At 61.2% G+C, this 23,356-nt stretch carries 20 protein-coding genes; 10 read left to right on the top strand and 10 right to left on the bottom strand.

Annotated features, from left to right (window positions below):
* Positions 1-2 precede the first annotated feature (2 nt).
* The 7 genes from TU75_RS18010 to TU75_RS17975 all read right to left on the bottom strand — a co-directional run bounded on the left by TU75_RS18010 (position 3) and on the right by TU75_RS17975 (position 7,908).
* A complete protein-coding gene (locus tag TU75_RS18010; RefSeq protein WP_003237791.1) occupies positions 3-848 on the bottom strand; it encodes a carbohydrate ABC transporter permease in 846 nt (281 codons plus the stop codon).
* Positions 841-1,749 carry a carbohydrate ABC transporter permease gene (locus tag TU75_RS18005; protein ID WP_003237790.1) on the bottom strand — a complete coding sequence of 303 codons (909 nt, stop codon included), beginning with the start codon at positions 1,747-1,749 and terminating at the stop codon, positions 841-843. The genes TU75_RS18010 and TU75_RS18005 overlap by 8 nt, the downstream gene beginning before the upstream one ends.
* 92 nt (positions 1,750-1,841) lie before the next feature.
* The gene (locus tag TU75_RS18000) at positions 1,842-3,128 is read right to left on the bottom strand and encodes an ABC transporter substrate-binding protein (protein ID WP_003237789.1); all 1,287 of its coding nucleotides are present in this window, start codon (positions 3,126-3,128) and stop codon (positions 1,842-1,844) included.
* 104 nt (positions 3,129-3,232) lie between these two features.
* Positions 3,233-4,492 carry a D-mannose isomerase gene (locus TU75_RS17995; RefSeq protein WP_003237787.1) on the bottom strand — a complete coding sequence of 420 codons (1,260 nt, stop codon included), beginning with the start codon at positions 4,490-4,492 and terminating at the stop codon, positions 3,233-3,235.
* Positions 4,493-5,006: 514 nt separating this feature from the next.
* Positions 5,007-5,840 carry a hypothetical protein gene (locus tag TU75_RS17985; RefSeq protein WP_060549668.1) on the bottom strand — a complete coding sequence of 278 codons (834 nt, stop codon included), beginning with the start codon at positions 5,838-5,840 and terminating at the stop codon, positions 5,007-5,009.
* 123 nt (positions 5,841-5,963) lie between these two features.
* Positions 5,964-6,962 (bottom strand): NAD-dependent epimerase/dehydratase family protein, encoded by a 999-nt coding sequence (locus TU75_RS17980; RefSeq protein ID WP_060549667.1) that lies wholly within the window; start codon positions 6,960-6,962, stop codon positions 5,964-5,966.
* A 49-nt stretch (positions 6,963-7,011) separates the two neighbouring features.
* Positions 7,012-7,908 carry a LysR family transcriptional regulator ArgP gene (locus tag TU75_RS17975; RefSeq protein ID WP_060549666.1) on the bottom strand — a complete coding sequence of 299 codons (897 nt, stop codon included), beginning with the start codon at positions 7,906-7,908 and terminating at the stop codon, positions 7,012-7,014.
* A gap of 95 nt (positions 7,909-8,003) precedes the next feature.
* Here TU75_RS17975 and TU75_RS17970 point away from each other — a divergent pair, with 95 nt between their 5' ends.
* From TU75_RS17970 to TU75_RS17950, 6 genes are all read left to right on the top strand, one after another.
* Positions 8,004-8,405 carry an ACT domain-containing protein gene (locus tag TU75_RS17970; RefSeq protein ID WP_060549665.1) on the top strand — a complete coding sequence of 134 codons (402 nt, stop codon included), beginning with the start codon at positions 8,004-8,006 and terminating at the stop codon, positions 8,403-8,405.
* A gap of 5 nt (positions 8,406-8,410) precedes the next feature.
* The gene (locus TU75_RS17965; protein ID WP_015372818.1) at positions 8,411-9,013 is read left to right on the top strand and encodes a LysE/ArgO family amino acid transporter; all 603 of its coding nucleotides are present in this window, start codon (positions 8,411-8,413) and stop codon (positions 9,011-9,013) included.
* Between the two features lie 177 nt (positions 9,014-9,190).
* Complete coding sequence (locus TU75_RS17960) at positions 9,191-9,787, top strand: superoxide dismutase (protein WP_060549664.1); 597 nt, start codon at positions 9,191-9,193, stop codon at positions 9,785-9,787.
* 154 nt (positions 9,788-9,941) lie between these two features.
* Positions 9,942-10,112 (top strand): hypothetical protein, encoded by a 171-nt coding sequence (locus TU75_RS27680; protein WP_163001042.1) that lies wholly within the window; start codon positions 9,942-9,944, stop codon positions 10,110-10,112.
* Between the two features lie 185 nt (positions 10,113-10,297).
* Positions 10,298-12,349, top strand: coding sequence for a putative bifunctional diguanylate cyclase/phosphodiesterase (locus TU75_RS17955; protein ID WP_060549663.1), 2,052 nt, complete (start codon positions 10,298-10,300; stop codon positions 12,347-12,349).
* 127 nt (positions 12,350-12,476) lie between these two features.
* A complete protein-coding gene (locus TU75_RS17950; protein ID WP_060549662.1) occupies positions 12,477-13,820 on the top strand; it encodes an imelysin family protein in 1,344 nt (447 codons plus the stop codon).
* Positions 13,821-13,900: 80 nt separating this feature from the next.
* Here the strand turns inward: TU75_RS17950 and TU75_RS17945 are convergent, their stop codons facing one another.
* The gene (locus TU75_RS17945) at positions 13,901-18,049 is read right to left on the bottom strand and encodes a dermonecrotic toxin domain-containing protein (protein ID WP_060549661.1); all 4,149 of its coding nucleotides are present in this window, start codon (positions 18,047-18,049) and stop codon (positions 13,901-13,903) included.
* Between the two features lie 136 nt (positions 18,050-18,185).
* Between TU75_RS17945 and TU75_RS17940 the strand changes: the two genes are divergently transcribed.
* On the top strand, positions 18,186-19,640 hold the full coding sequence (locus TU75_RS17940; RefSeq protein ID WP_015372821.1) for a TrkH family potassium uptake protein: 1,455 nt from the start codon (positions 18,186-18,188) through the stop codon (positions 19,638-19,640).
* On the opposite strand, the gene TU75_RS17935 is transcribed toward TU75_RS17940, so the two are convergent.
* Positions 19,597-20,655 (bottom strand): AraC family transcriptional regulator, encoded by a 1,059-nt coding sequence (locus TU75_RS17935; protein WP_060549660.1) that lies wholly within the window; start codon positions 20,653-20,655, stop codon positions 19,597-19,599. The genes TU75_RS17940 and TU75_RS17935 overlap by 44 nt on opposite strands.
* Positions 20,656-20,815: 160 nt before the next feature.
* Here TU75_RS17935 and TU75_RS17930 point away from each other — a divergent pair, with 160 nt between their 5' ends.
* The 3 genes from TU75_RS17930 to TU75_RS17920 all read left to right on the top strand — a co-directional run bounded on the left by TU75_RS17930 (position 20,816) and on the right by TU75_RS17920 (position 22,920).
* On the top strand, positions 20,816-21,127 hold the full coding sequence (locus TU75_RS17930; RefSeq protein ID WP_003237761.1) for an Mpo1-like protein: 312 nt from the start codon (positions 20,816-20,818) through the stop codon (positions 21,125-21,127).
* A 316-nt stretch (positions 21,128-21,443) separates the two neighbouring features.
* Positions 21,444-21,629, top strand: coding sequence for a hypothetical protein (locus tag TU75_RS17925; protein WP_015372824.1), 186 nt, complete (start codon positions 21,444-21,446; stop codon positions 21,627-21,629).
* Between the two features lie 94 nt (positions 21,630-21,723).
* Positions 21,724-22,920: an MFS transporter gene (locus TU75_RS17920; protein WP_060549659.1), complete on the top strand. Its 1,197-nt coding sequence runs from the start codon at positions 21,724-21,726 to the stop codon at positions 22,918-22,920.
* Here the strand turns inward: TU75_RS17920 and arfB are convergent.
* On the bottom strand, positions 22,917-23,330 hold the full coding sequence (arfB, locus tag TU75_RS17915; RefSeq protein WP_003237756.1) for an alternative ribosome rescue aminoacyl-tRNA hydrolase ArfB: 414 nt from the start codon (positions 23,328-23,330) through the stop codon (positions 22,917-22,919). The genes TU75_RS17920 and arfB overlap by 4 nt on opposite strands.
* Positions 23,331-23,356: the final 26 nt, after the last annotated feature.

Below are 23,356 nucleotides of genomic sequence, written 5' to 3'. Positions count from 1 at the left end.
GATTACCCCTTGACCGCGCCGGCCGTGAGGCCGCGCACGAAATACTTGCCTGCGATCACATAGACCAGCAGGGTCGGCAGCCCGGCGATCATCGCCGCCGCCATATCCACGTTATATTCCTTGGCCCCGGTGCTCGTGTTGACCAGGTTGTTCAACGCCACCGTGATGGGCTGGGAGTCACCGCTGGAGAACACCACACCGAACAGGAAGTCGTTCCAGATTTGGGTGAACTGCCAGATCAGGCAGACCATGATGATCGGCGTCGACATTGGCAGAATGATCTGACGGAAGATAGTGAAGAAACCGGCACCGTCCAGGCGGGCGGCCTTGATCAGCGCGTCCGGAATGCTCACGTAGTAGTTACGGAAGAACAGGGTGGTAAACGCCAGGCCATAGACCACATGCACGAACACCAGGCCCGTGGTGGTGCTGGCCAGACCCATCTTGCCGAGGGTAAACGAGGCCGGCAGCAGGACGGTCTGGAACGGCAGGAAGCAGCCGAACAGCAGCAGGCCGAAAAACAACTGCGAGCCTTTGAAGCGCCAGAACGACAGCACATAGCCGTTCAGTGCGCCAATCGCCGTGGAGATCAGTACGGCCGGAACGGTGATCTTCAGCGAGTTCCAGAAGTAGCCATCCACCGTGGCCCAGGCCTTGACCCAGCCGATGCCGGTGACCACGGTGGGCCAGCTCAGCAGGTTGCCGGTGCTGATGTCTTCCGGGGTCTTGAAGCTGGTCAGCAGCATCACCACCAACGGCACCAGGTAGAGCAATACAGCGAGGATCAACACCGCATAGATGGCGATGCGACTCAGGCTGATCGCCGGTTTGTTAGCGAGACTAGTCATTACGCTTGGTCCTCAGCTCGGAGTAGAGGTAAGGCACGATGATCGCGAGGATCGCACCGAGCATCAGGATTGCACTGGCAGAGCCCATGCCCATCTGGCCACGGCTGAAAGTGAACGAATACATGAACATTGCGGGCAGGTCGGACGAGTAGCCGGGACCGCCGGCGGTCATGGCCGCGACCAGGTCGAAGCTCTTGATCGCGATGTGCGCGAGAATCATCACGGCACTGAAGAACACTGGGCGCAGGCTGGGCAGCACCACGCTCCAGTAGATGCGCGGCAAACTGGCGCCGTCAATCTGCGCGGCGCGGATGATCGACTGGTCGACACCCCGCAGGCCCGCGAGGAACATCGCCATGATAAAGCCCGAGGCTTGCCACACGGCGGCGATCACCAGGCAATAGACCACGCGGTCGGGGTCGATCAGCCAGTCCAGGCGGAAGCCTTCCCAGCCCCAGTCACGCAGCAGTTTGTCCAGGCCCATGCCCGGGTTGAGCAGCCATTTCCAGGCAGTACCGGTGACGATCATCGAGAGCGCCATCGGGTACAGATAAATAGTGCGGATGAACCCTTCGCGGCGGATTTTCTGGTCGAGAAAAATCGCCAGGGTTACGCCGATTACCAGGGTGATACCGATGAACATGCCACCAAACAGCGCCAGGTTCTTGCTTGCGACCCACCAGCGATCGTTGTCGAACAACCGCTCGTACTGCGCAAGACCCGCCCATTTGTAGTTGGGCAGAAACGTGGACGTGGTGAACGAAAGAACAAACGTCCACAGGATATAGCCGTAGAAGCCCACCAGAACGATGAACATGCTCGGCGCCAGCACCAGTTTGGGTAGCCAGCGCTGCAGAGCATCGAACGGCGAGGCCTTGCTGAACACAGCAACAGAACTCATGGGAAAATCCAATAGAAGAATAAAGGCAGCTGCAAGTTAGAAGCTACAAGCGGCAAGACACCACGTGCAGCTGTTAACTTGCAGCGTGCAGCTTACTTGGCCGACTTGATCGCAGCACCCAGCTTCTTGGCCGTGTCGGCCGGATCAGCTTTCGGGTCGTTGATGTAGTTGGTCACGACGTCAAAGAACGCACCCTGCACCGCGAGCGTGGTCGCCATGTTGTGCGCCATGCTTGGCTGCAGGCCGCCGGACTTGGCGTCTGTCAGGAAGTCCTTGGCGGCGGTCTGGGCGCAGGAGTCGAAGCCCAGCTTGTCCATTTGCGTCAGCATGTCGGTGCGCACAGGGATCGAACCCTTGTTGATGCTGAACACTTTCTGGAAGTTTTCACCCAGTACGACTTTGGCGATGTCCTGCTGACCAGCCGCAGTGCCTTTGTCTTTCTGTTTGAACACCGCTAGGGAGTCGATGTTGTAAGTGAAGGCCTTGTCGGTGCCCGGGAAGGCTACGCACTCGTAGTCCTTGCCGGCGACTTTCTTGGCGGCGGTCCATTCGGACTTGGCCCAGTCACCCATGATCTGCATGCCAGCCTTGCCGTTGATGACCTTGCCCGCTTCCAGGTTCCAGTCCTGGCCTTTGCCGTCGACGTCCATGTAGGTCGCGACTTTCTTCAGCTCGGTAAGCGACTTGATCATTTCCGGACCGGTCAGCGCCGCGTTGTCGAGGTCAACCAAAGCCTTCTTGTAGCCGTCGGCGCCCATCACCGACAGGACCACGGCTTCGAATACGGTGCTGTCCTGCCAAGGCTGGCCACCGTGGGCGAGCGGAATGAAGCCCGCAGCTTTCAGCTTGTCGCCGGCTGCGTAGAATTCTTCGAGAGTGGTAGGGTTTTTGGTGATGCCGGCTTTCTTGAAGACTTCCGGGTTGATCCACAGCCAGTTCACACGGTGTATGTTCACCGGGACGGCCACGTAGTCACCGTCGTACTTCACGGTATCGGAGACTTTCTTGTCGAGCAGGGAATCCCACTTCTCTTCCTTGGCCACGTCCTTGAGGACGTCGGTGTCGAGCAAGCCGGTGGATGCCCATTCCTGGATGTCTGGGCCTTTGATCTGGGCAACGCCTGGCGGGTTGCCGGCTACCGCGCGGCTTTTCAGCACGGTCATGGCAGTGGCGCCACCGCCACCTGCGACGGCGCCGTCTTTCCAGGTGAAGCCGTCTTTCTCGACTTGGGCCTTCAAGACATCCACAGCCGCTTTTTCACCACCCGAGGTCCACCAATGCACGACTTCAACCGTACCTTTGGAGTCGGCGGCAAATGCACTGAGGGGAAACAACGAGGCAACGGAAATAGCTAGGGCGAGGCGATTAATCGCGTTCATCTGAATACCTTTTCTTGTTGTTATGCATGCAAGTCTAGAGCTTGCGCTGCACGGAGTTTAAACATCGATTTTGCAAGCGCAGGTAACAAAGGGATGCACAAATGTCACCACCTTGTGACATAGCACCCGGTGTTCAATGCGGTCGTCATGCTCGGTGCCAACGGCAGTGCAGGCAGCACCACCGCTTGCCAGGCATGGTAGAGGTCCGGTTTGCCACCCCAGATCCTGCTGCTGGGCTGGTTATGCGGGCTCAGTTCATGGTGCCAGCTGCCGTGGACACGGTCGATGAACTGAGTTTCGCAGAACTCCCAAAGGCGTCTATACCAAATTTCGTAATGCAACTCACCGGTACGCTTGAGCAGGGCCTGGGCAGCGGCACTTGCTTCGGCATGGGTCCAGTGCAGGCGCTCGCGCACTACCGGACGGTGGTTCCAATCCAACGTGTAGACGATGCCCGGCGCACCATCCACGGCCCAGGCGTATTCGCAGGCGCTGGCGAACAGACCTTTAGCGTCGCTCACCAGCCAGTCCGGCGTGGCCAGCCCGGCCTGCAGGCGCGCGGCCTCCAGATGCAACAGCAGCCGCGCCCACTCGAACCCGTGGCCCGGCGTGATGCCGTAGGGACGAAAGCCGTCGGCGGGGTTGTCTTCGTTATAGGCAGGCAGTGGTTTCCAGTGAGCGTCGAAATGCTCGATCACCATGAACTGTTTGCCGGCCGCAAAGGTGTGGATCAGCCGTTCGACAATGCGCAGCGCGCGGTCCAGCCAGCGCGTGTCGCCGGTGACATCGGCCAGGGCAAGAAAGGCTTCGGTAGCGTGCATGTTGCTGTTGGCGCCGCGATAGGCTTCAACGCCGCTCCAGTCCCGGGCGAAGGACTCGAGCATCACGCCCTCCTCTTCACTCCAGAAGAACTGATCGATGATGTGGATCGCGTCGTTGAGCAGGTTCTGCGCGCCGGGCGCACCGACCACGGTGGCCGAGCTGGCTGCGAGCGCGACGAAGGCGTGCAGATAGGCAGCCTTGCCGCTATCGCCATCGCAGGCATCGGGCGCAGCAAACCAGCCACCGTGCTCGCTGTCGCGCAGCGGGCCACTCAGGGCGGCCACGCCGTGAGCCACCAGCTCTGCATAGCCGGGCAACCCCATGGCATGGGCCATGGCGAAGCTGTGGGTCATGCGGGCGGTGTTCATGGTTTCGGCGCGGGCGTCGGCCGGCAGTTGGCCTTTGTCATCGAGGTTGCCAAAACCGTCAGGCAGGCGTGAGGCCTTGGCGAATGAAAGCAGGCGCTGACCTTCGGCGGCAAGCCAGGCGTGATGGGCAGGCGCGTTCAGCCAACTGCTGGCAGGCAGTGGTTGCGTGGTCATGGGTGGCCCTTATTATTTTTTGTGGGATAACCGGAGTCTAAACAAGGGCGCGAAAGGGGCAAGTAACGAAGCGGAAGGTAAATGTCACAGGCTGGTGACATTTATGAATCTGGCCGCAATCCAGAGAAGGAGCAAGCCTACTCCCACACTGTGTACAGCGTTCGGCAAACCATACCGGCCGGCTCCAAGGCCGCCGCGCTCTTGATCTCGATCTGGGGCGCCCCGTCAAACACGCTGCAAAGCCGGAGTGGGCATGCCGAGCCTAGGCGAGGCACCGAGTGTTGGGGCGAGGACCTTTTGATTACTTTTGGCTGGGCCGACGCCTTCGCAGGCAAGCCCTAAAGCGCAGATTCCCTGTGGCGAGCGGGCTTGTCCTGCGTTGGGCTGCGCAGCAGCCCCAAAACCAGGCCCTGAGCCGTATCAGGTACACCGCGTTTTGCTGGAGTGGGGGCGCTTGGCACCCCAACGCGGGGCAAGCCCGCTCGCCACAACAGGCCAGTTGATCCGGTTCAGGTCACTGGCCGGCTCGCGGCGCGTTGAGCTGCTGACTCAGGGTCTGCACCTGGCTCTGCAGGGTGGTGATATTGCGCGTGGTCTGGATACGGAATACGTCGAACTCTTTATTGGTCGGCGCATCCACGTTGGCAGGCTGGGTTTCCTGTGCGCTTTTGAGCACCACCATGTCCTGCTCAAGGCGGGCAATGGCGGCCGTCGGGTTGCCCTGCTTTTTCAACGCAGCCACATCGGCAGCCAGTTCCTTGAGCTCGGCATCGCGCTTGCCGGCATCACCCTGCGCCGCCTTAAGGGTCGCCACGGCATCCGTGAGCGCCTGAACCTGACCCTGCAAGGCGGCATTGGCGCTGGACAGTTCAGTCGTGCTGGCAGTCATCTGCGCCAGGCGCTTGTCCAACTCGGTGGCCTGGCCCGCCACACCAACCTGTTGCTTGCCCTGCTCCAGCAGTTGGGTTTCCAGCTGCTTGATCTGCTGCTTCAGCGCTTCGCTGCCGGTGTTGACGTTGGCTTCACTGGCCACCACCTTGCCGGAAATATCCTGCAGACGCCCCGCCGCTTCTTCGCTGATGCGCGCGAAACTTTCCTGGGTTGCCACCAGTTGCTGGCCCATCAGGGAGATCTGTTGGAAACTCCACCAGGCAAGGCCGGCAAACGCGATCAGCAGCGCGCCGACCAGCGCCCACAAAGGCCCGGTGCTGGCGCTCCTGACCTTGACCACGGGCGTGGGCCGCGAGCGTACGGACGTGGCGGGCGTCGGCACGAAATCATCGTCGTCCCCGGCGTCGGCCCGCAGGCTGGGAACATTGTCGAAATCGTCGTTGGCATCGTTACGCATGAATCAACCCTGAATCGGTGAGATGGCTGGCAAGCCGAGCGACGCGAGTATAAACCGTGCGCCCGCCGCACTGATCGACCCGGAACCGTAAATTCGGTTCCCGATGTGTTGCTGGTTGTGAGCTTATTTGAGCCCCGGATCCTGGGCTTTCCACCAACTGCAGAACTCGTCGAGGGCGGTCCACAGGCTGACCTTGGGCTCATAGTCGAGATAATGCCTCGCCCGGCTGATGTCCAGCGTGAAATCTTTGTTCATCACTTGCATGCCCAAGCGCGACAGCGCCGGCTCCGGGCGCCCTGGCCACATCGCGCAGAAGGCTTCGTTGAGTGCCGCTACGCTGTAGGACAAGCCGTAGGACCGATACCGGGTCACCTGGGGCATTTCCATCTGGCGCATCACGTAGTTGACCACATCCCATACCGGCACCGGCGTGCCGTTGCTGATGTTGTAGGCCTTGCCCAGCGCGGAACCGGTAGCCAGCAAACTGCTGAGCAAGGCTTCATTGAGGTTGTGAATACTGGTGAAGTCGACCTTGTTCAGGCCATCGCCCACGATCGCCAGGCGGTTCTTGCGCTGCATTTTCAGCAGACGCGGGAAGATGCTCATGTCGCCCGCGCCGGTGACGAATCGCGGACGCAGAGCCAGCACGTCAAGGCCGAATTCCTGGGCGCCGAAGACTTTCTGCTCGGCCAGGTACTTGGTGGCAACGTACGGATGCTTGAAGCGCTTGGGCACCTGCTCTTCGGTAAGGCCCAGGTGGTCGCGCCCGTCAAAATAGATCGATGGCGAAGACAGGTGCACCAGGCGCCCGACCCGCTGCTTGAGGCAGGCTTCGACGACATTTTCGGTCACCAGCACATTGCCTTGATGAAATGCCTGGTACTTGCCCCACACGCCCACGGCGCCGGCGCAATGCACCACGGCTTCGACGTCACGGCATAGATGGCGTACCAGTTCGGCATCACTCAGATCGCCCTGGATAAACTCGGCGCCGCGCCGTACCAGGTGCTCCACGCTTTCGGCGCGCCGCCCGTTGACCCGCACGTCCAGGCCCTGCTCCAGGGCGAAGCGTGCAAAACGCCCGCCGATGAAGCCGCTTGCGCCGGTGACCAGAATCTTCATGTATTACTCCGTGTTCTTTCGTTTTTCATCGCTGCTACCTTGACGCCCGTCATCCCTCCAACGACACCAGCCATTGCCCGCACGACCGGGCCAGATGCTCGGTCAGCAAGCCCAACAGTTGCCCGCCGCTGCGCCAATGATGCCAGTACAACGGCACATCGATGGGCTTATCAGGCAACAACTCGACCAACTGGCCACCCAGCAACTGGTCGCGCACCTGCAGTTCCGGCACCAGGCCCCAGCCCAGGCCGGCTTCGGTGAGACGGATAAACCCTTCAGACGACGGGCATAAATGATGTTCGAAACCGCCATCCACCCCGAGGGATGCCAGGTAACGGTGTTGCAGGAAATCATCCGGACCAAACACCAGGGCCGGTGTGCGCGCCAGTTGCTCGGCCTTTACCCCGGCGGGAAAGTGTCGAGCGATAAAGGCAGGGCTGGCCAGCGCGCGATAGCGCATGGCGCCGAGCAACAGGCTACGCGCGCCGGCCACCGGGCGCTCACTCGCGCAGATGCAGGCTGCCACCTCACCGGCGCGCATGCGCTTGAGGCCCACGTTCTGGTCTTCCACCACCAGGTCGAGCAACAGATGCTGTTCGGCGCAAAAATCGCTGATGGCCTCGGCCCACCACGTGGCCAGGCTGTCGGCATTCAGGGCGATACGCAGGCGCTCGGGCATGCCCTCCTCGTCCAGGGCGGGCACCTGGCCCTGAAGGTCGCGTTCCAGCAGCCGCACCTGCTGCACATGGTTGAGCAGTCTTCGGCCAATCTCGGTAGGTGTAGGCGGCGTGGCCCGCACCAGCACCGGCTGGCCGACGCGCGCCTCGAGCAGCTTGATGCGCTGGGAAATGGCCGACTGCGACAGCCCCAACACCTGAGCGGCACGCTCGAAGCCGGCCTGCTCTACCACAGCTGCGAGGGCGGACAGCAATTTATAGTCGAACATCAGTTTCTCTAATGAGCGATCAGCAATATTGGTTTTTCTTATATAACCCATCCGATGAAAATAGCCAGCATTGCCTCTCTATAAAGGACCTTCAAATGGCTGGCGAAACCGCCCTCACGACCCTGCTGCGCAGCATGAGCCCTCATCTGAATGATGGCGAATACGTGTTCTGCACAGTCCCCGATAACCACATCCCTGCCGGCTGCGAAGTGATCGGCAGCTTTCGCGAGCAGGAGGGCCTGACCCTGATCGTGGAGCGCCAGCAAGCCGAACGGGCCGGGCTGGCCTTCGACTACGTGGCCGCGTGGATCACCCTGAACGTGCACTCGGCGCTCGAAGCGGTGGGCTTGACCGCCGCCTTCGCCAGCGCATTGGGCCGGGCCGGGATCAGCTGCAATGTAATCGCCGGTTATTACCACGACCACCTGTTCGTCGGATGCGCCGATGCGCAACGCGCCCTGCAGGTGCTGCGGAAATTGGCGGCGGACGCGGAGTAAATCCTATGTGGCAAAGCTATGTGAACGGGCTGTTGATCGCCCTCGGCCTGATCATGGCCATCGGCACCCAGAACGCTTTCGTGCTGGCGCAAAGCCTGCGCCGTGAACATCACCTGCCGGTGGCGGCGCTGTGCATCGTGTGCGATGCGATTCTGGTTGCAGCCGGGGTGTTCGGCCTGGCCACGGTGCTGGCACAGAACCCGCTGCTGCTGGCGATTGCACGCTGGGGCGGCGCGGCGTTTCTGTTGTGGTACGGCGCCCTCGCCTTGCGTCGCACGTTTTCGAAGCAGAGCCTGGACCAGGACGAAGGCTTCAAGGCGCGCTCATTGCGCGCGGTGATGCTCAGCGCGTTGGCGGTCACGCTGCTCAACCCCCACGTCTACCTCGACACGGTGTTGCTGATCGGCTCATTGGGCGCACAACAGGCTGCACCCGCAGCGTTTGTGGCCGGGGCCGCGAGCGCGTCATTCCTGTGGTTCGCCGCCCTGGCGCTAGGTGCCGCGTGGCTGGCGCCCTGGCTTGCACGCCCGGCAACCTGGCGGCTGCTGGACCTCTTGGTGGCGGTGATGATGTTCAGCGTGGCCTACCAATTAATAAGCACGCCCTGAACTTATTCCAAAAGGCTTTGGAACCTCTATCCCACACAGTTGTTGCGTGGTTTTGCCGCACCCCCGGTGCTATGATCCTGCCCCTGCGCCGCAAAGAGTACAAACTCCCCGGCGCTTGTTTGGCCGCCCGTGATCGGCCTTGCGCTCACCGCAACTGACCTGATTAGGAGAATCATCATGGCTTTCGAATTGCCGCCGCTGCCCTACGCACACGATGCCCTGCAGCCGCATATCTCCAAGGAAACCCTGGAGTACCACCACGACAAGCACCACAACACCTATGTCGTGAACCTGAACAACCTGGTGCCTGGCACCGAGTTCGAAGGCAAGACCCTGGAAGAAATCGTCACTTCTTCTTCGGGCGGCATCTTCAACAACGCCGCTCAGGTCTGGAACCACACCTTCTACTGGAACTGCCTGGCGCCAAACGCCGGCGGCCAACCGACCGGCGCACTGGCTGAAGCCATCAACGCAGCCTTCGGTTCCTTCGACAAATTCAAGGAAGAGTTCACCAAGACGTCCGTCGGCACCTTCGGTTCCGGTTGGGGCTGGCTGGTGAAAAAGGCTGACGGTTCCCTGGCCCTGGCCAGCACCATCGGCGCCGGCAACCCGCTGACCAGCGGCGATACCCCGCTGCTGACCTGCGACGTGTGGGAACACGCCTACTACATCGACTACCGCAACGTGCGTCCAAAGTATGTGGAAGCGTTCTGGAACCTGATCAACTGGAAGTTCGTGGCCGAGCAGTTCGAAGGCAAGACCTTCACTGCCTGAGTAACGCTTGCAGGATAAAGAGCCCGGCGATTGCCGGGCTTTTTTGTGGGCGACACCCGGAGCATGATGCAGGACGGATGGAACTCGGCAGGAGGCATTTACCACACAGGCAGAGAGAGAAATAACTCTCTCATTTCATGCAGGAGCGTTCGCAATGGATCCTATCTCGATGGGTATGTCGGCTATGTCAGCAATCATGCCGATGCTGGAAAAAGGCATGGACATGATGAGCAAAATGATGGACCAGCAAAACCAGGATCAGGAGCAAGGCAAAATCGGCGCAGACACGCACAAGGCCAACTCCGTGCAGATTACGTACTCGTAACAAGCACTCGTCTCACGCCCAAGCGCAGTATCAGAGAGCGGCGGATGCCATCCGCCCTCTTCCCCTCCCCCCTCCTTCTAACACTTCCGCTTATCCCGGCCCGAATGTTCCTTTGACTGCCATGCGTGGATTGCCAATACTCATGGCATATTGAAGGCCACCCGCATGAGACAAGGAATGCCCCTTTGAAGCTGGAACTCAAAAACAGCTTGTCGGTGAAGTTGCTACGGGTAGTGCTGCTGTCGGCGTTGATCGTGGGCGTGGCGCTGAGCGTGGCGCAAATCGTTTTCGATGCCTACAAGACGCGCCAGGCCGTCGCCGGCGATGCCCAGCGCATCCTCGACATGTTTCGCGACCCCTCCACCCAAGCCGTCTACAGCCTGGACCGCGAGATGGGCATGCAGGTGATCGAAGGACTCTTTCAGGACGAAGCGGTGCGCACAGCCTCCATCGGCCACCCCAACGAGACCATGCTCGCGGAAAAAAGCCGCCCCCTGGAGCAATCCGCCAGCCGCTGGTTGACCGACCTGATTCTGGGTCAGGAACGCTCATTCACCACATCACTGGTCGGCAAAGGCCCCTACAGCGAGTATTACGGTGACCTGAGTATCACCCTCGACACCGCCACCTATGGCGAAGGGTTTCTGGTCAGCTCGGTGATCATCTTCATTTCCGGCGTGCTGCGTGCGCTGGCCATGGGGCTGGTGCTGTACCTGGTGTATCACTGGATGCTGACCCGACCGCTGTCACGGATCATCGAGCACCTGACCTCGATCAACCCCGACAGGCCCAGCGAGCACAAGATCCCGCAACTCAAGGGCCATGAACGCAACGAACTGGGGCTATGGATCACCACCGCCAACCAGTTGCTCGAATCCATCGAGCGCAACACCCACCTGCGCCACGAAGCCGAGTCCAGCTTGCTGCGCATGGCCCAGTACGACTTTCTCACCGGCCTGCCCAACCGCCAGAAGCTGCAGGAGCAACTGGACAAGATCCTGATCGATGCCGGCCGCCGGCAACGCTGCGTGGCCGTGTTGTGCGTGGGGCTGGACGACTTTAAAAGTGTCAATGAGCAGTTCACCTACCAGACCGGCGACCGCTTGCTGCTAGCCCTGGCCGACCGCCTGCGTGCCCACAGCGGTCGGCTCGGCACCCTGGCGCGCCTGGGCGGTGACCAGTTTGCGCTGGTGCAGGCCGACATCGAACAACCCTACGAAGCCGCCGAACTGGCGCAGAGCATCCTTGATGACCTGGAAGCGGAGTTTGCCCTCGAACACGAACACATCCGCCTGCGCGCAACCATCGGCATCACCCTGTTCCCGGAAGACGGGGACAGCACCGAGAAGCTGTTGCAGAAAGCCGAACAGACCATGACCCTGGCCAAAAGCCGCTCGCGCAACCGCTACCAGTTCTATATCGCCAGCGTCGACAGCGAAATTCGTCGCCGCCGCGAGCTGGAAAAGGACCTGCGCGAGGCCCTGGGCCGCGAGCAGTTTCACCTGGTGTATCAGCCACAGATCAGCTATCGCGACCACCGCGTGGTCGGCGTTGAAGCGCTGATCCGCTGGCAGCATCCGGAACACGGCATGGTACCGCCGGACCTGTTTATCCCGCTGGCGGAGCAGAACGGCACCATTATTGCGATTGGCGAGTGGGTGCTGGACCAGGCGTGTCGGCAACTGCGCGAATGGCATGACCTGGGCTTCACCGCGCTACGCATGGCGGTCAACCTGTCCACTGTGCAGTTGCACCACAGCGAGTTGCCGCGAATGGTCAACAACCTGATGCAGGTCTACCGTCTGCCGCCGGGCAGCCTTGAGCTGGAAGTGACCGAAACCGGCCTGATGGAAGACATCAGCACCGCTGCCCAGCACCTGCTGAGCCTGCGCCGCTCCGGCGCACTGATCGCCATCGATGACTTCGGCACCGGCTATTCATCCTTGAGTTACCTCAAGAGCCTGCCGCTGGACAAGATCAAGATCGACAAGAGTTTCGTGCAGGACCTGCTGGACGACGATGACGACGCCACCATCGTGCGCGCCATTATCCAACTGGGCAAAAGCCTGGGCATGCAGGTGATCGCCGAAGGTGTGGAAACCTTGGAACAGGAGGCTTACATCATTTCCGAAGGTTGCCATGAAGGTCAGGGCTACCACTACAGCAAGCCGCTGCAGGCGCGGGAGCTGGTGGCGTACCTGAAGCAATCGGAGCGCGATCACGCCACGATTCTTTAAATCGACACGGCGATACTTGATATTTCCCGCGTATAACCCTTTACACAAAATGCAAATCTTTCGCATTATGTCGCAGTTTTTGCGCGCCCCCGCGCGCCCTATCAACACTCGAAGCAGGATGTTCGCCATGATTCGTATGCCCCTGGCCACCGCCAGTCTGCTGGCCATTGCCATTTCTCTCGCCGGTTGCGGAGAAGGTAAAGACAAGGCCGCAGCACCCCAGGCGCCGACCCCGGCTGCCAGCACCACCGCTCCAGCGGCTGCCACACCGGCAGGCAACGTCGACGAAGCTGCCGTCAAAGCGGTGGTCGCACATTACGCTGACATGGTGTTCGCGGTGTACAGCGATGCCGAGTCCACTGCAAAAACCCTGCAGACCGCCGTCGACACCTTCCTCGCCAACCCGAACGAGCAAACCCTGAAAGCCGCACGCACCGCCTGGATCGCCGCGCGCGTGCCGTACCTGCAGAGTGAAGTGTTCCGCTTTGGCAACACCATCATCGACGACTGGGAAGGCCAGGTGAACGCCTGGCCCCTGGACGAAGGCCTGATCGACTACACCGACAAATCCTACGAGCACGCGCTGGGCAACCCGGGCGCTACCGCCAACATCATCGCCAACAACGAGATCCAGGTCGGCGAAGACAAGGTCGACGTCAAAGACATCACCCCGGAAAAACTCGCCAGCCTCAATGAGCTGGGCGGTTCCGAAGCCAACGTCGCCACCGGCTACCACGCCATCGAATTCCTGCTGTGGGGCCAGGACCTCAACGGCACCGGCCCGGGCGCGGGCAACCGTCCTGCTTCGGACTACCTGACAGGTGACGGTGCCACCGGCGGCCACAACGAACGCCGTCGCACCTACCTGCGTTCGGTGACGCAACTGCTGGTCAGCGACCTTGAAGAAATGGTCGGCAACTGGAAGCCCAACGTCGAAGACAACTACCGCGCCACCCTGGAGAGCGAACCCGCCACCGACGGTCTGCGCAAAATGCTGTTCGGCATGGGCAGCCTGTCCCTGGGCGAGCTGGCCGGTGAGCGCATGAAGGTGTCCCTGGAGGCCAACTCGCCGGAAGACGAGCAGGACTGCTTCAGCGACAACACCCACAACTCGCACTTCTACGACGCCAAGGGCATCCGTAACGTCTACTTGGGCGAATACACCCGCGTCGACGGCACTCAGATGACCGGTGCCAGCCTCTCGTCCCTGGTGGCCAAGGCCGACCCCGCTGCCGACGCGGCACTCAAGGCAGACCTGGCGGCGACCGAAGCCAAGATCCAGGTCATGGTCGACCACGCAGGCAAAGGTGAGCATTACGACCAGTTGATCGCCGCCGGTAACGACGCGGGCAACCAGATCGTGCGTGACGCCATTGCCGCACTGGTCAAGCAGACCGGCTCGATCGAAACCGCAGCGGGCAAGTTGGGCATCAGCGACCTGAACCCCGACAGCGCCGATCACGAGTTCTGATCAAGGCGGGATGATGGTTGCACCGCACTGAAAATGCCCCGACTGGCTCGGGGCATTTTTTTGCGCGCGAGCCTGCCGAGTCAGATGCGGATCACGTAGATGAGCGTGGCACCGCCCTCGAAGCTCAACTGAATGCCGCCAATCAGCGGCACCAGCGGGGCGCTGCGCGTCTGCGCACTCATGAGCGAAGCTCTGGGCGCGACCTGGCTTGCGCGGTTGCCCACGGCGTATCCAAACGCACTGTGCACCTGCATCCAGTACACCGTGGCATGCCCTGGATGCTTGAACAGCAGCTCGCCGACCTGATCGTAACCGGGGACCAGTTGATAACGATTGCGGCGAAGCACGTCGGCCATCAATGCCTTGAGTGCTTCCTGGCTGCGGTTGGTCACCGCGTCCTGGAACAGGCTGTGAACCTGATCCGTACGGAAGGTAAGTTGTGTGTACTGCCCTGGCTGGCGAGATAGAGGCCATTCGCCGCTAACCGATCGCGGGGTCACAGGCAGCAACAGCAGCGGGTCGCCCAGCGTCGCCTCGACCACCGTGCGCTCTCGGCGCCAATGCCTCAGGATTCTCTGCAGTGTGGCGACGCCTACGACGTTAAGGCCATTCCTGTTGACCCTGTTGAACAGGCTACGGGCGACGTCAGCCTGGCTGGAGACTGACAACATCGGCCAGGCGTCACCTACATAGGCGGCCAGGGTTTTCTGGAACGGCAGGTCGATATCGTTGACCCAGCGACCGTCTGCCCTTGCGAAGGTAGCGGCACGCGGCTGGTTATAGAGGTCCGTCCTGAGCATCGTTTCAAATTGGTCGTAGGTGCCGATCGGGATGTCAGGGTCGTGCATCAGAACAGTGGCGGCCCGCGTGGTAGCGGCTCTGCCATCAGGCAGGATGGGAAAGTAGCGCTCGTCGATTTTAAGGTATTCGGTGCCCCGCAGCGCAGGGTCCCCACCCACTCGCTGATAAACCCCATAGTTCGCATCTTTCAACAGCATCTCGCCCGCATCGATGGATCGTCCCCAATCGGCAATGCGTTCAGACGCCGGCCTGGCTGGTCGCGCCTGGCTGGTACTTGGTACCGGCTCGACGGACGTGAGCGACAGACCCGGGACTTCGCCCCCCCGCACACGCACCGAAAACCGCTGAGGGGTCACGCTTAAATATTGATAGAAGGCGTCAAGTAACGTGCCCGACCTGAGGTGGTGGACCACGCTCAATTGAAGTTCCAGTTCGCGCCCGCGCGGAAAATTGAACGACTCGAACACCAGGCGAGCCTGGCCTTCGCTGAGGTTCGGATAGAGCGCCCTTAACGCCTCAACCGGTGAAAGACCTCCACGCAATCCTCGATCGGGATGCGAGCCCACTTCCCAGCGCCCCTTGGCGTCCAGGCGGATCGGATCATGGTGATAACGGTAAGGCTTGCGCGCATCCTTGACGCGCCAGGCCTTTTCGCCGCCCTCGTCGAGGATCGAAAACCAGCGGTTCTGCTCATTGAGGAAATAGTGACGGCGGCCCTCAGCGCCGGCAGCCTTGTAATAAATGCCCTTGCCTTCCCAACCGTCGAGTACCTGCACGTCGCCAGGTTTTTTCTTAAGGGCCATCAACGGGTTCAGCCCGCCGGACGCGGATGCAGAGGTGCGCACGCCAGCCAGGCCGGCGACGGCACCGTCGATCAAGGCGCCGGTAAACTCACCCAGCGCACGCACCAGGTGGTGGGCCGTCTCGGCGCGGTCGCCCAGCGCGGCGGCGTCTACCGCCCTGAACACCGAGAACAGACTGCGGGCCAAGCCGATGGGCAGCATGATTTTGATCGGTAACACCAGGGTGATGAGATCGAACGCTGCCGTGCCCACCGATATTGCGGTCTCAAGGTCGGTTTCGCCGGTTGTGGTCGATTTCGCCCCTGCATCGTTGATGGCGAAGCTGGCCTCGATCTCGTAGGCCTCCTCGAACAGGTTGTCGGCAATCCTGGGCATGTACACCATGGTCGCGGAGCCGCGGCCGCGTAAAATGCCGCGGATCCTTTTGCGCTGGGCCAGTTCGACGCGGCTCACCAGATAGTCACGCCAGGAACTGTTGAAGACGAAGTCGTTCAACAAACGCTCATCGTGAAACTCATGAAACATCCGACCGCCTGGCGCTTGCGGTGTGTAGACCACGGTGGAGGCGACCGCCGAGGAGGTCGTGCGAAACAGCCACACGCCTCGCACCCGCGCGCCGCGCAGCATCAAGCTTTGCACCATGATCCGATGGGCTTCGACGGTCTGGCGGCGGTCACTGTCTACAGGCTCATCCAGTACCACCTGTACCCAGTTGAAGCCGCGACTGGCGTGATCCGGCAGAAAATCACCGGCGATTTTTGCCTCGATGGCGTCCATCCGTACCTGCAACGCCAGGTACCGGGCGAAATTGCTTTTGCGGGCGATGGCCTCGGGCGAGGTGATCAGCCGATCCTTTAAAAACACGTCATAGCGGTTACCGATATTGGCCGTGCGCACCAGGTCCTTCACCTGCTCGACGGTCAGGGCGGTGTAGGCCTGCTTCTTTTTATCGGTCAGATGGGAAAAGTTGGTGAAGTTGAAGTCCAGGCCGCCCACGTTTTCAAGCGCCAACTCACTGAGGCTGCGTTGGCGATACGTGTACAGCGGCGCGCCGGGCTCCCGCGGTGACGATGCGGGAGCCCCCGGCACGAAAGGCACGGTGGGCACATCAGGCGCTCGCGTATGCACCTGAAGCTCATCCGGGTCAACCTGCAAGCCCAATTGCGACTCGATCAACGCAGTCAGTTGAGCCTTGCTGTAGGCGCACATGGCGGCTTTGTCACTGAACTGGGCAAGCGAGGGCAGCCCCTCGGACTCAGGCAGGCTTTTGAGCCCATCGCAGTAAGACTGCATGGCTGCTCGCCAGGCCTGTTTGTCGGCGTCGGTCGCCCCCTCAAGAAAGATTTTAAGCTGAGCCTGCGCACGTTTTTGAATGCGCGCCACCAGCACCCGCTGCGCATCCAGAGCGCGCGCACTGTCCGTGACACGGTCCAGGCTTTCGGCCAACCGAGCGCTCTCGGTCTGCGTAGCAGGCGCCTGATAGAGGGCCACGGTGGCGGTGAAGTCCTCATGAAGCTTGAGGCGTTGATCTTCAAGTGAACGGCTGAAGGGAGAGTCAAGCCACTCGAGGTACGCCAATTGACCGCTTGTCTTGGCCTCGCGGTGCAGGGCCAGGCCGTGGGGCTGGTGTTTTTCCGCCATCAAGGCCAACAAATGGGTGAATTGCACCGGGTGGTTCAGGCGCTGGTGCAGTTCGTGATCAAGACTGGACAGGGAGTCGAACTCTTCGAGGCCGTTGCCCGGGCTGTACAGCAGAACAAGGCCAAGATTGCTGGAAGGGTCGACAGGACGTACCTGCGGGGCCGCCTGCGTGTCCGTCTCCCAGCCCACCTCGGCGTCCTGCGGGTCACGGGCGGTCAGGATAAACGCTCCGTGGAGCAGCGGATTGACAGCGTCCTTGCCCTTGAGCGCCACACCATACACGCACGGTTTGTAGGCCTTGAGCGTACGACGCGACAGCGCATCGGGCAGGCGCACCACCATCTCGAACAACGCCTCGCCCGCCGTGCTAAGCACGCCATCATTTTTTAGCAGGGCCACTTCGCTGCGCAGTTGCGCGATTCGACCGTCAAGCACCCGTAGCCAGCGGCTACGTGCATCGGTCGCGCGTTGCTCGTCCCAATAGCGTTGGATAAAGGTTTGGTAGTGGCCATCCAGCCCCGTGGCCAGGTCTTCAAGAAATTCATCGACGGCCTGGCCCGTCAACTCGGGGATACGTTGCGGTTCGCCGCCCTCCTCGGACGCGCGCAAAAACTCGGTGTCACGGCTGGCGAAGGTCGATGCCTGGCCCGTCACGATGCGCTGTATCACCGCATCCATCAACGTGGGCAGCGGGGCCTTGAGCTCCAGCGTTTCATCCACCGTGGTTGGCGCGGGTACCAAGGAGGCTGGCTGGCGGTCGCGGCTCTGCACAAAGACACTGTGCACCTGCGCCGCTGGCTTGATGCTCAAGCGCTGTTCGAAGCGCCATTGTACAAAGTCGCCAAACCTGGGCTGAGGCGCCAGATCCTGCATGAGTTGGGTATTGAGCGCGGACAGCTTTTTTACCAGGGCCATCTGCGAGGGGGTGTCATTGGCATTCAAGCGCCGTATCAACGGCGTGTCGGTTAACGATTCGTACGGCATGGAAAGTCTCTGGAAACACTGAAGAAGCCCTCATGCTGAACAAGCGCACCGCCACGCGTGCTTTATACATGTGTCGGTTTACATGCCCTGCACCGCAGGTAGAATGGCGCCTTCCGCGACCATCCGAGCAGACTTCATGGCGTTGCCGACCCTACGCATCATCGGTTTCATCATCGGCATCTTCCTGATCACCCTGGCGATCGCGATGGTCGTGCCAATGGCCACTCTGGTCATCTTCGACCGCACCGGCGATCTGCCCTCGTTCCTCTGGGCCAGCCTGATCACCTTTATCGCCGGCCTGGCCCTGGTGATTCCGGGCCGCCCCGAGCATGTGCACCTGCGTCCGCGGGACATGTACCTGCTCACCGTCACAAGCTGGGTGGTGGTGTGTGTATTCGCCGCGCTGCCGTTTTTGCTGACCCAGCACATCAGCTACACCGACTCGTTTTTCGAAAGCATGTCCGGCATAACCGCCACCGGCTCCACGGTGCTGAGCGGGCTGGACAGCATGTCGCCGGGCATCCTGATGTGGCGCTCGCTGCTGCACTGGCTCGGAGGTATCGGCTTTATCGGCATGGCGGTGGCGATCCTGCCATTGCTGCGCATTGGTGGCATGCGCCTGTTCCAGACCGAATCCTCGGACCGCTCGGAAAAGGTCATGCCGCGCTCGCACATGGTGGCGCGCCTGATCGTGGCGGCCTACGTCGGCATCACCATCCTCGGCAGTCTGGCGTTCTGGTGGGCCGGCATGGGCCTGTTCGATGCGATCAACCACGCGATGTCGGCGATTTCCACCGGCGGGTTCTCCACTTCCGATGAGTCCCTGGCGCACTGGAAACAACCGGCCGTGCACTGGGTAGCGGTGGTGGTGATGATCCTCGGCAGCTTGCCGTTCACCCTGTATGTGGCCACGTTACGCGGCAACCGCCGGGCACTGCTCAAGGATCAACAGGTGCAGGGCCTGCTCGGTTTGCTGGTGGTCACCTGGCTGGTGCTGGGCACCTGGTACTGGTGGACCACCAACCTGCATTGGCTGGAGGCGCTGCGCCATGTGGCGTTGAACGTCACCTCAGTGGTGACCACTACCGGCTTTGCCCTGGGGGACTACAGCCTGTGGGGCAATTTCTCACTGATGCTGTTTTTCTACCTGGGCTTTATCGGCGGCTGCTCGGGCTCGACTGCCGGCGGGATCAAGATTTTCCGCTTCCAGGTCGCCTACATCCTGCTCAAGGCCAACTTGAACCAGTTGATTCACCCGCGCGCAGTGATCAAGCAAAAGTACAACGGCCACCGCCTCGACGAAGAAATCGTGCGGTCGATCCTGACCTTTTCGTTTTTCTTCGCCATCACCATCTGCGCCATCGCTCTGGCCTTGTCGTTGCTGGGCCTGGACTGGATGACCGCGCTGACCGGCGCCGCCAGTACCGTGTCCGGTGTAGGCCCAGGCCTTGGCGAAACCATTGGGCCGGCCGGCAACTTTTCCAGCCTGCCGGATGCGGCCAAGTGGATCCTGTCGCTGGGGATGCTGCTGGGCCGGCTGGAAATCATTACGGTCTTTGTTCTATGCATTCCGGCGTTCTGGCGTCACTGACCGTCGACGTCTGCAGCAGCCGCGCCCGGTACTCGCCGGGGGTGGCATCGAACCAGCGGCGAAACGCGCGAAAGAAGTTGCTCGGGTCGGCAAAGCCCAGCAGGTAGGCGATCTCCAGCAAGGTCATGCTCGGCTGCGCCAGATACTGCTCGGCCAGTTCACGGCGGGTGTCGTCGAGCAGCGCCTGGAAACTGGTGCCCTCCTCCTGCAAGCGGCGTTGCAAGGTGCGCTGTGACAAATGCAGGGTGTGGGCCACCACTTCGCGCTTGGGTTCGCCCTGGGGCAACAGGCGACACAGCACCTGGCGTGCCTTGTGGGTCACGCGGCTCTCGGAAAACCGCGCCAGGTACTCACCGGCAAAGCGGTCGTGCAGCAGCGCCATGGCCTCGTTGGCCGTGGGCAGCGGCGCGTCCATGTCGGCGCGTTCAAAGATCAGCGCGTCATAGGGCGCATCGAATTCCAGGGGGGCGTGGAACGCTTGCCGGTAGGGCGCAAGGTCCGCTGGCTGCGCGCCCTGCAACAGCACCTTGCGCGGTTGCAGGGTGCGCCCGGTCAACCAGCCGCACAGCGCCAATGCACTGGCCAGTGACGCTTCGGCGCTTTGCCGGGTGGGAGGGAGGTGGTCGCCATGCACAGTCAGAATCAGCGCATACCCTTCGGGTAAAAGCCTGAAACTCAAGTCGGCGCTTTCGGCGATGATGCGCTGGTAACGCACCAGGCGCATGAAGCCTTCGGCCAGGGTGTTGCTGGACATCAGCGCATACCCGGCCACATGAAATGACGCCGGGCGCACGACTTTACCCATGTTCAGGCCAATCGCCGGGTTGCCCGACAGTTCCACCGCGCGCTGCCAAAGGCGGGTCATCGAATCCTGTGGGAAACGTGCGTCGGGGTCGCTGAGCGCGGCGTAGTCCAGACCCAGTTGCCTGAACAAGGCACGGCAGTCCAGACCGTCCATTTCCAATGCCTTCACTATCCCCATCGCCCAGCTTGCAGAAGTTGTTCGTTCGCTCATGGCGTCTTCTTAATTAGGCTGGCTTGAACGGCAGCCAGGAAGCCAAGGATACTAAAGTGGCATCTATTGTCACTGGCTGTTACCACTGATCACTCTAGACTCAATTAAGCTCCCCGCCGAACATCTGTTGGGCGGCACAACAATCAAAGGGCCGCCAATCTTGGAAAATGTCAGGAAATTCAACAGTTTCGCCGAATTTTATCCGTATTATCTGAGTGAACATGGCAACAGCACCTGCCGGCGCCTGCATTTTATCGGCACCACGCTGGTGATCGGAGTTCTGGCGTATGCCATCGCAAGAGGCTCATTGCCGCTACTGATCGCCGTGCCGATTGCCGGCTATGGCTTTGCCTGGATTGGCCACTTCTTCTTCGAAAAGAACCGTCCGGCGACCTTCCAGCATCCGTTCTACAGCTTGCTGGGGGACTTTGTGATGTACCGCGACATGATTCTGGGCAAGGTGCCCTTCTAGCAGCACGCCGATTTAATAGTCTGTTTGTCATTTACAGTGCTGTATCCTGCCAAGGCTTTTTGAGCGCGCGCAATTACCTGCGATTGAACAAACAGACTTTGCAAGGAGCGACGACGATGCACGAGATACCTAATCTCCCCTTCCCAAGCCTGCACGAAACTGAGCAGCCAACCCCGCAACAGGCCAGCGAGAAGCAGCCTGAAGCCCAACAAGCACAACCAGTCGCCAGCGAAAGCCAGGACTGACGCCGCACCAGACCGTGTGGAAAGCGCAATGTGAGCGCTTTCCACACTGCCTGAACCGTGAGATATCCGCCATGTCCGACCAGTCCACCACTACCGCCCCCGACGACGCCGTACTCGACGCTGCCTTGCAGATGGTCGAGGTGTGGAACCGCCTCAGCGAACACAAGCAAGCGCTATTGCTCAAGCGTTTCGGCACCCAGGAAAACGCACTCGCTGCCCTGGTCACCACGCAACTGCTGGCCCCTGCCCAGCCCTGATCCCGGATTTTTTCTTTTTGCCGCCCTGCACAGGCGCAAGCATCGGTATCATTAGCAGCCTATCTTTACCTGCTGCGACAGTGGATCCTCTCCCATGCCTGATACCCAGCGCCCCATGGCGGTTACGCTGCAAGTTGTTTCCATCGTGCTGTTCACCTTTATCGGCTACCTGAACATCGGCATTCCTCTGGCCGTGCTGCCAGGCTATGTCCACAGCGAACTGGGGTATGGCGCGGTCATCGCAGGGCTGGTGATCAGTGTGCAATACCTGGCCACCCTGCTGAGCCGACCCTATGCCGGACGCATGATCGACACCCTGGGCTGCAAGCGCGCGGTGCTGATCGGCATGGCCGGTTGTGGCCTGAGCGGTGTGTTCATGCTGCTCGCGGCGTGGCTCGCGAGCTTTCCGGCGCTCAGTCTGACCAGCCTGTTTATCGGCAGACTCGTGCTGGGCAGCGCCGAGAGCCTGGTAGGCTCGGGCGCCATCGGCTGGGGCATCGGCCGTGTGGGTGCGGCGAACACCGCCAAAGTCATCTCGTGGAACGGCATCGCCAGCTACGGCGCACTGGCCATCGGCGCGCCACTGGGTGTGGTGCTGGTCAGCCAGTTGGGGTTGTGGAGCATGGGCGTGAGCATCATTTTGCTGGCGGTGATGGGCGTGGCGCTCGGCTGGCGCAAAGAGGCGGTGCCGATTGTGGCCGGTGTGCGACTGCCGTTCATGAATGTGTTGGGCCGGGTTTTCCCCCATGGGTGCGCACTGGCGTTGGGCTCGATCGGCTTTGGCACCATCGCCACCTTTATCACCTTGTATTACACCACCCAGCACTGGGATAACGCGGTGTGGGCCCTGAGCCTGTTCGGTGCCAGCTTTATCGGCGCGAGATTGTTGTTCGGTAACCTGATCAACCGCATCGGCGGCTTTCGGGTAGCCATCGCCTGCCTGTCGGTGGAAATACTCGGCCTGCTGCTGTTATGGCTGGCGCCGGAGGCTCACCTGGCACTGGCCGGCGCGGCGTTGAGCGGCTTCGGATTCTCCCTGGTGTTTCCAGCGCTGGGCGTGGAAGCGGTCAACCTGGTGCCGGCCTCCAGCCGTGGCTCGGCGGTGGGGGCCTACTCGCTCTTTATCGACTTGTCACTGGGGGTCACCGGGCCATTGGCCGGGGCGGTGGCGGCGGGGTTCGGTTTTGCGTCGATCTTCCTGTTCGCCGCGCTTGCAGCCTTGGGTGGCATGCTGCTCTGTCTGTACCTTTACAGCCAGGCACCCAAGGCCCGCGAAACGCGCAACGCCTAGAAGTCGACTTTGCCGCGCCCGGCCTTGATGCTGCCGCGCTTGGTCTTGGATTCCAGCCGACGCTTTTTCGAACCCAGCGTGGGCTTGGTGGGCCGGCGCTTCTTCTCGACCTTGGTGGCGCTCTGGATCAACTCCACGAGACGCTCCAGCGCATCGGCACGGTTCTGTTCCTGGGTCCGGTATTGCTGGGCCTTGAGCACCAGCACACCATCACCGGTAATCCGACTGTCGCGCAGCGCCAGCAGGCGCTCCTTGTAGAACTCCGGCAACGACGACCCTGGAATATCAAAGCGCAGGTGCACCGCACTCGACACCTTGTTGACGTTCTGCCCCCCCGCGCCCTGCGCGCGAATGGCGGTCAGCTCGATCTCGGCGTCGGGGAGGTGGACGGTGTTGGAAATGACCAGCATGACAAGCCCGACTCCACATTCAGGGG

Source organism: Pseudomonas poae, assembly GCF_001439785.1.
In the GTDB taxonomy this organism is placed as follows: domain Bacteria; phylum Pseudomonadota; class Gammaproteobacteria; order Pseudomonadales; family Pseudomonadaceae; genus Aquipseudomonas; species Aquipseudomonas poae.
The sequence above is the reverse complement of the archived record's forward strand: the minus strand, read 5'-3'. Positions and strand labels throughout refer to the sequence as shown.